The following is a 7,945-nucleotide window of genomic DNA, read 5'->3' on the forward strand; positions in this document are numbered from 1 at the left end:
CTTACTATTAATAAGGGTTTACACAAAAAATCACATAAAAGATATTTTTTGCCGGTTAAATGACTTGAAATAATACAGCCTCAAACCTATATAGAACAACAAGTGACCGTCTGGTATCTGCTAGGTTCGGTCTGATGAGATAAATAGCTTATTTAAAAATAAATCAGGAGTAAATAATTATGGGTAAAGTAATTGGTATTGATTTAGGTACGACTAACTCGTGTGTCGCAGTAATGGAAGGTGACAAAGTCAAAGTCATCGAAAATGCTGAAGGTACTCGTACAACACCATCGATCGTCGCTTATAAAAATGACGAAATTCTGGTTGGTCAGTCAGCCAAGCGTCAAGCGGTCACCAATCCAAACAATACATTGTTTGCGATTAAGCGTTTGATTGGTCGTCGTTTTGATGACAAAGTCGTGCAAAAAGACATCGGTATGGTGCCTTACAAAATCGTCAAAGCAGATAACGGTGATGCATGGGTAGAAATTAACGGTAAAAAATTGGCGCCACCACAGGTTTCTGCTGAAATCTTGAAAAAAATGAAAAAAACAGCAGAAGACTATCTTGGTGAACCAGTTACGGAAGCAGTGGTAACCGTACCTGCTTACTTTAATGATTCACAGCGTCAGGCAACAAAAGATGCTGGTAAAATTGCTGGTCTTGATGTGAAACGTATCATCAACGAACCAACGGCCGCTGCTCTTGCTTATGGTATGGATAAAAAGCAAGGCGATAGCACGGTTGCTGTTTATGACTTAGGTGGTGGTACTTTTGACGTATCAATCATCGAAATCGCTGATGTTGATGGCGAGCAGCAGTTCGAAGTACTAGCAACCAATGGTGATACATTCCTTGGTGGTGAAGACTTTGACTCAGCTTTGATTGATTATTTGGTTGATGAGTTCAAAAAAGACCAAGATGTTAATCTAAAAGGTGATTCGCTTGCGATGCAGCGTCTAAAAGAAGCCGCTGAAAAAGCAAAAATTGAGTTATCAAGTGCTCAAAGCACTGAAGTGAACTTGCCTTATATTACTGCGGACAGCAATGGTCCTAAGCATTTGGTTGTCACTATCAGTCGCTCGAAACTTGAGAGCTTAACTGAGGATTTGGTACAACGTACGATGGGTCCTTGTAAGATTGCGCTTGAAGATGCTGGTATTAAAATTGGTGACATCGATGATGTTATCTTAGTTGGTGGTCAGACTCGTATGCCACTGGTACAGCAAAAAGTACAAGAGTTCTTCGGTCAGGAACCACGTAAAGATGTGAACCCTGATGAAGCAGTAGCGGCAGGGGCAGCGATTCAAGGCGCGGTATTGTCTGGTGAAAAAACAGACGTATTGTTACTTGATGTGACGCCACTAACGCTTGGTATCGAAACGATGGGTGGTGTCATGACACCAGTTATTGAGAAAAACACCATGATTCCTACTAAGAAATCACAGGTATTCTCAACGGCTGAAGACAACCAACCAGCTGTGACCATTCAGGTTTATCAAGGCGAGCGTAAAATCGCTAACCAAAATAAACAGCTTGGTCGTTTTGATTTGACGGATATTCCACCAGCACCACGTGGTCTACCGCAAATTGAAGTTACTTTTGACATCAATGCTGACGGTATCATGAATATCTCAGCAACTGACAAAGGTACGGGTAAAGCGCAAAGCATCCAGATCAAAGCAGATTCTGGCTTGACGGATGAAGAAATCGAGCAAATGGTTCGTGATGCAGAAGCCAATGCTGCAGAAGACGAAAAATTTGCTAACTTAGCGCAAGTTCGTAACGAAGCAGATGGTCGTATTCATGCGGTACAAAAAGCGTTGAAAGACGCTGAAGATAAGGTAACTGCTGAAGAAAAATCAACAGTAGAAGCTGCTATCTCTGAGCTTGAAGCGGTAATGAAAGAAGATGATCATGATGACATCAAAGCCAAGCTTGAAGCATTAGACAATGCTTTCTTGCCAGTTAGTCAGAAGATTTATGCTGACGCAGGCGCAGGTAGCGAGGGCATGGATCCAAGCCAGTTCCAACAAGGCGCGGACAATGCAGCAGATAGCAACCAAGCTGATGACGACGTCGTCGATGCTGAGTTTACTGAAGTAGACGAAGATAAAAAATAAGCTTAATTAAAGCTTAAATCGACGTTGATTTCATAATAAAAGGCGTATCTTTCGGGATGCGCCTTTTTAATGTTGACTCTCAGTCGTTGTTAATGAGTAGGAAGTATTACCCAAAATAGGTGATTGTAACAAAAGATTTCATATCTAGCCCTTTGTAACCCAAGGGCCGACAAACACTTGCAAAAGTTAACTTTCTTACCATTAAACACTGACAGAGTCTTTGACATAGTTTGTTACTATGTATACATCGTTAGCAAACAAGGCGATATGGCTAAAAAGCCCACATAAATAAATAACTTGTTTGTCCAAATTGATTTTAAGGAGCTACATATGAAAACTCTACAAAAAACTCTACTTGCACTAGCCGCTGGTTCTTTAGTAAGCATGGGTGCACAAGCAGCTGTATCTTATGGCAACGGCTATACTGGTCAACCATACGTCGGCGTAAAAGTCGGTCAGTTTGACTTGGATTATGCTGGTACTGATAAGCCAACAGCTTATGGTATATATGGCGGTTATAACTTTGATCCTAACTTCGGTATTGAAGCTGAATACGTAGGCTCAGATGATGCTGATTACTATAACGGTGATATCGATGCTAAATCTTATGGCGCATACGGTACTTATCGCTATCAGTTCCCGAATACTGGATTATATGCTAAAGGTAAGCTAGGTGTTGCTAAAACTGAGATCGAAGGGAATTTTCTTGCAGAAAATAGTAATCGTAAGACAATTTCTAAAGATGATACTAGCCTAGCCGGCGGTGTTGGTCTTGGTTACTCAGTCAATCCTGACTTTAGTGTTGAAGCAGAGTATGACAAACTAGGTAGCGATGCAGACCTTATGACTATCGGTGCTCATCTTAAATTCTAATTAATTGAACATTAAGTTCAATATTAATAAAAGAATTAGGTACTAATTAAAATTAAAAGCGATCACTTCGGTGGTCGTTTTTTTATGCGTATAAATTTTAAGGCGCTGTTTGAGAACAAAATGTGCTACATTGAAAGGTAGAATGACAAAGATAGGGAATGAGCAATTATGGAGATGCTTTGGATGCTTGAACCGTGGCACTGGCTGGTATTAGGCTTTGTACTACTAATCATTGAGATGTTTGTACCGACGTTTGCCAGTCTTTGGTTTGGCGGAGCGGCTATCATTGTGGCTGCTCTTGCGTGGTTGCTACCCATTTCTGTATCGTTGCAAATCATTATTTGGTTGGTGCTCTCGGCTATCTTTTTATTGGCTTGGTTTAAATTTATCAGACCATTATCTGTCGATCGCACCAAAGCAGGGTTGGGCGGTAGTGTCATCATCGGTGAAACTGGGATGATTATCGTCGCGCCGCAGTTAGAGCGCGCAGGCGTTGTACGCTTTAGTGTACCTATCGTCGGGGCTGCTGAGTGGATGTGCCGTACGAGCGGTGAGCAAGTTGCCGTCGGCGATCGTGTGATAGTGACGGATATCGTAGGTAATGAGCTGATTGTCAGTAGTATGCAAGCGCAAGCAGTTATTAATAAAAATAGTTAGGCATAATAATAGAGGTGCAACATGGAAAGTTTTAGTATTGTCATGATCGTTTTGATTGCATTGGTCGTGTTTACGGTGTTCAAAGGCGTGCGCATTGTTCCTCAAGGGTATAAATGGGTAGTGCAGAGACTTGGTAAATATAGCCAAACCCTAGAGCCGGGATTAAATTTAATCATTCCTTATGTCGACGACGTGGCTTATAAAGTCACGACCAAAGATATCGTCCTTGATATTCCTTCGCAAGAAGTCATTACCCGAGACAACGTGGTCATTATCGCTAACGCCGTTGCTTATATTAATATCGTCCGCCCCGATAAAGCGGTTTATGGTATCGAAGATTATGAATACGGTATTCGAAATTTGGTACAGACGTCTTTGCGTTCAATTATTGGTGAGATGGATTTAGACAGCGCCTTGTCAAGCCGTGATGAAATCAAAACCAAGCTCAAATATGCCATCTCAGAGGATATTGCCGATTGGGGTATTACCCTAAAAACGGTAGAAATCCAAGATATCAATCCCTCGCAAACCATGCAAGCCTCGATGGAAGAGCAGGCGGCGGCAGAGCGCTTACGCCGTGCTACCGTCACCCGTGCTGATGGTCAAAAGCAAGCGGCTATCTTAGAGGCAGATGGTCGCCTAGAGGCGTCACGCCGAGATGCTGAAGCGCAAGTGGTATTGGCGAAAGGCTCAGAAGAATCTATTCGTCTGATTACTGCCGCAATGGGCGACGAAGAAATGCCGATTGTCTATTTACTTGGCGAGCAATATATCAAATCGATTCGTCAGTTAGCCGAATCTGATAATGCAAAAATGGTGGTATTACCGGCTGACATTCTAAGTACCATAAAAGGTATGGTAGGTGATAAGCTTAAGGTTTAACTAAGTATGCTTTAGGCGTATTTAAATTTTTTAGAAAAATAGTCAGTGAGCGTTTTACGTGCTGACTATTTTTTTAATTTTTAATTGACAGCTAATCAACTTTTTAGCGTGCATTACTTTATTTTTAATAACAATAATAATTCAAGGAAAACAATAATGACCAAGCAAGATATCAATACTGCAATTATTACTATAAATGAATTTGTGCAAGGTAGCCCGTTGCCTTATAGCGTGCTTGATGCGACGCATATCAATGCCGCTTATCCTGAGCAGAAATTAGAGATTCGAGGCGGCGGCTACGGCTCAGATGCAGCGGCGCATCCAACCAATGCCAATCAATTTTATGCTCTGACCGACCGTGGTCCTAATGCCGACTTTGACGGAATTGCCGGTAAAGGTAAGCAGTTTCTTGTGCCAAATTATACGCCGTCTATTGGGTTGTTTGAATTGCAAGCTGACAGCAAAATTATCAAAGTAAAAGAAATAATTCTAAAAGATAGCAATGGCAATCCTATCTCAGGACTACCAAACCCCAAGGCTTTTGGCGGTACCAACGAAGTACCATACGATATCAATGGTCAGCCGATGACTGTCAATCCAAAACTACCATTTGATCCAGTGACCAATCCGATTAAAACCGATATTAATGGTTTAGACCCTGAAGGGCTCGCAGCGCTGCAAGATGGCAGCTTTTGGGTCAGTGATGAGTACGGTCCGCACCTTGTGCATTACGATGGCAATGGCGTAGAGATTGAGCGTATCAATGCGTTTGCCAATGATGAGCGTAATAATGTGATGGTTGAAGGTAAGCCGATTTTGTTACCGACGGAATTTACCAAACGCCGTGCCAATCGTGGCATGGAGGCGTTAACCATTACGCCTGACCAAACGACGCTTGTCGGTATCATGGAGTCCTCTATGGACAATCCTGATAAGTCAGGGCGACTATCTAGTTTGGTACGTATGGTAACGATTAACTTAGTTTCAGGACAAATAGCGCAGTATTTATATCGATTGGATAATGCAGCGCATGTGACCTCTGGCATTGTGGCGCTTAATGACCATGAGTTTTATCTCATTGAGCATGATCGCAAATTCCCGCTCCAAGATAAGTCAGCACAAAAACTCATTTATAAAATTGATATCGCACAAGCAACAGATATTGAAACTATTTTAAATGATGGAAGCGTTAGGCAAGATGAGACGGTTGGTTTGACAGTGAATGGACAAACGCTTGAGCAGCTGATTGCCGCTGATGAAGAAAACTGGCAAATGCTTGAAAACATAAACATCCCGCCTGTTAAAAAGACCTTGGTCGTCGATGTGCTGGCGAGCTTAGATTATCCGCATGATAAGCTTGAGGGCTTATGGTTACGACAAGATGGTTCACTGGGTCTACTCAATGATGATGATTTTGCGATGACAGATACTGATATAATCAATCCAAAAAGTAGCGTCGAGCAAAAGTATCTCGATAAACAAAAAACCATTGAAGATGCCAATCGTTTATATATTGTTATGCCGACTGAATAGAGTAGATTGATTTATCCTAAAAACCTTACTTATCGTCACCAAAAAAAATACCTCATAAAAGTGAGGTATTTTTTATTATTTACTCGAAAGAAGCTTATAAAGCTTAGATAACTTTTGAAAAGCGATTTTTATGTTTTTTGTCAAGGTATTCATCGAACACCATAGCGACGTTACGCCCTAATAGACGACCTTTTGGCAGGACGCGAATACCAGCGGCATCCATGTCAATCAAGCGGTCCTCTTGCATCGCGCCCAATTGCTGAATTTCATCTATAAAATAAGTAATGGCATCGATACCGAATTTCTGATTGACGTCTCTAAAGTCGATATAGTCATGACAGAGTAGATTCATAATCACGTATTCACGCAGACGATCTTTAATCGAGGTTTTAATCACATTGACCGCTGGCATGATCGCTGGATTATCACGCGCGGCATCAATATTTTCTTTATATACCTGCAAATCCGTATGGTTTTGCAAAATATAGCTGCTATTGGCGTTAGAGATTTGGCTGATTGACGATACGCCAAAGCCTAATAAATCGCAATCGCCCATGATGGTATAACCCTGAAAATTGCGATGTAATTTGCCTTCGCGCTGGGCGATAGCAAGCTCATCGTCAGGTTTGGCAAAATGGTCGATACCGATATATTGATAACCGGCCTCGCTCAAGGTATTGATGGTGTTACCGAGCATGGTAAGCTTGGCAGCTGGCGTCGGTAAATCTTCCTCTTTAATTTGGCGTTGCGATTTAAAGCGCTCAGGTAAATGAGCGTAATTAAACACCGATAAACGATCGGGTGACATCTCGATAACACGGCGTACGGTCTTGTCTAGAGTCGTCGGCGTTTGATGCGGTAAGCCGTAAATCAAATCGACGTTGGTAGAATGGAAGCCCAATCTACGCGCTTCAGCAAGCACATTTTCAATCAGTTCAGCAGAGTTGATACGGTTGACGGCGATTTGTACTTTTTCGTCTAAGTCTTGTACGCCTAGACTGACGCGGTTAAAACCAAGGTTACGCAGTACCGTTAGTGTCTCGTCGCCAAGCTCACGCGGATCGATTTCAATAGAGTAATCGCCTTGGTCTTCTGGCAAAAATTCAAACTGGGTCTGCAAAAACTCCCAAAGTTTTATCAACTCATTATCTTGTAAAAAGGTTGGCGTACCGCCACCGAAATGCAGCTGCTTGACCAGTGGATTTTTACGATCGGCTGGCGTTTTTAATAAGCTACGTTTGTGCTTAATTTCTGCCATTAAATATTCTAAATAATCTCCAGCATCACTGTTCTTTTTGGTGATAATTTTATTACAAGCACAGTAGTAGCAAAGGTGACGACAAAACGGAATATGGAAATACAGCGATAAGGGCGCATCGGCTTCGCGCTCTTGCAGAATCTTAGTCTCCAGCCCCTCAGGCATCGGTGAAAATTCTAACGCGGTCGGGTAGGAGGTATAACGCGGCCCAGATCGATTGTATTTATTGATAATCTCTTCATCGAATGCCGGCAGCTGCTTACTGGTAATGCTGCCACGAGTACTGGCATAGGGATTGGGCATCTCAACCACAGGACGTGCAGTAGTAGGCTGCTCGTCGGCATGAGCGAAAGATTTTTGGTCGCTATTGATATCGGCTGGTTCTGACATGCGAGATTCCTCGGTTTAACTGTATAAATCGCCACTTAAGTAATAAGTAGTATAACAAATCAATAGTCATAGTGGCATGGACGGTAAGTTTTCGTATATACCCACGCCAATCTCAACTTATCGTAGGCTTTTGATTTTTATAGAACTTAGATTAACACATGAAGTGCAATACCAAATGCAAGGTGAAAAAAAGACCTAGATGCGCTAGCATCAAAGTTTTTATCCACCG

General features: G+C 42.1%; 6 protein-coding genes. 5 read left to right on the forward strand and 1 reads right to left on the reverse strand.

All coding sequences use genetic code 11. The features are described 5' to 3' along the window. The first annotated feature begins 179 nt into the window (after nucleotides 1-179). The 5 genes from dnaK (at nucleotide 180) to FOR85_RS07380 (ending at nucleotide 6,068) form a co-directional block, all read left to right on the forward strand. Nucleotides 180-2,123: a molecular chaperone DnaK gene (gene dnaK / locus FOR85_RS07360; RefSeq protein ID WP_087814963.1), complete on the forward strand. Its 1,944-nt coding sequence runs from the start codon at nucleotides 180-182 to the stop codon at nucleotides 2,121-2,123. A gap of 330 nt (nucleotides 2,124-2,453) precedes the next feature. Beyond that, a complete protein-coding gene (locus FOR85_RS07365; protein ID WP_144297378.1) occupies nucleotides 2,454-2,996 on the forward strand; it encodes a porin family protein in 543 nt (180 codons plus the stop codon). A gap of 168 nt (nucleotides 2,997-3,164) precedes the next feature. Then, the gene (locus FOR85_RS07370; RefSeq protein WP_223808561.1) at nucleotides 3,165-3,653 is read left to right on the forward strand and encodes an NfeD family protein; all 489 of its coding nucleotides are present in this window, start codon (nucleotides 3,165-3,167) and stop codon (nucleotides 3,651-3,653) included. 21 nt (nucleotides 3,654-3,674) lie between these two features. Next, complete coding sequence (locus FOR85_RS07375; protein ID WP_068405008.1) at nucleotides 3,675-4,535, forward strand: SPFH domain-containing protein; 861 nt, start codon at nucleotides 3,675-3,677, stop codon at nucleotides 4,533-4,535. Nucleotides 4,536-4,691: 156 nt separating this feature from the next. Further along, nucleotides 4,692-6,068 (forward strand): esterase-like activity of phytase family protein, encoded by a 1,377-nt coding sequence (locus FOR85_RS07380; protein ID WP_144297379.1) that lies wholly within the window; start codon nucleotides 4,692-4,694, stop codon nucleotides 6,066-6,068. Nucleotides 6,069-6,171: 103 nt separating this feature from the next. Here FOR85_RS07380 and hemN read toward each other — a convergent pair whose 3' ends face one another. Then, nucleotides 6,172-7,716, reverse strand: coding sequence for an oxygen-independent coproporphyrinogen III oxidase (gene hemN, locus FOR85_RS07385; protein ID WP_144297380.1), 1,545 nt, complete (start codon nucleotides 7,714-7,716; stop codon nucleotides 6,172-6,174). Nucleotides 7,717-7,945: the final 229 nt, after the last annotated feature.

Origin of the sequence: Psychrobacter sp. YGAH215, assembly GCF_007280595.1 — a bacterium.
Classification (GTDB): Bacteria; Pseudomonadota; Gammaproteobacteria; order Pseudomonadales; family Moraxellaceae; genus Psychrobacter; species Psychrobacter faecalis.

Bases quoted from the DNA above. Each gene is read 5' to 3' on its own strand.
- dnaK (WP_087814963.1), top strand. From the start codon at position 180: ATGGGTAAAGTAATTGGTATTGATTTAGGTACGACTAACTCGTGTGTC.
- hemN (WP_144297380.1), bottom strand. From the start codon at position 7,716: ATGTCAGAACCAGCCGATATCAATAGCGACCAAAAATCTTTCGCTCAT.
- FOR85_RS07375 (WP_068405008.1), top strand. From the start codon at position 3,675: ATGGAAAGTTTTAGTATTGTCATGATCGTTTTGATTGCATTGGTCGTG.
- FOR85_RS07370 (WP_223808561.1), top strand. From the start codon at position 3,165: ATGGAGATGCTTTGGATGCTTGAACCGTGGCACTGGCTGGTATTAGGC.
- FOR85_RS07380 (WP_144297379.1), top strand. From the start codon at position 4,692: ATGACCAAGCAAGATATCAATACTGCAATTATTACTATAAATGAATTT.
- FOR85_RS07365 (WP_144297378.1), top strand. From the start codon at position 2,454: ATGAAAACTCTACAAAAAACTCTACTTGCACTAGCCGCTGGTTCTTTA.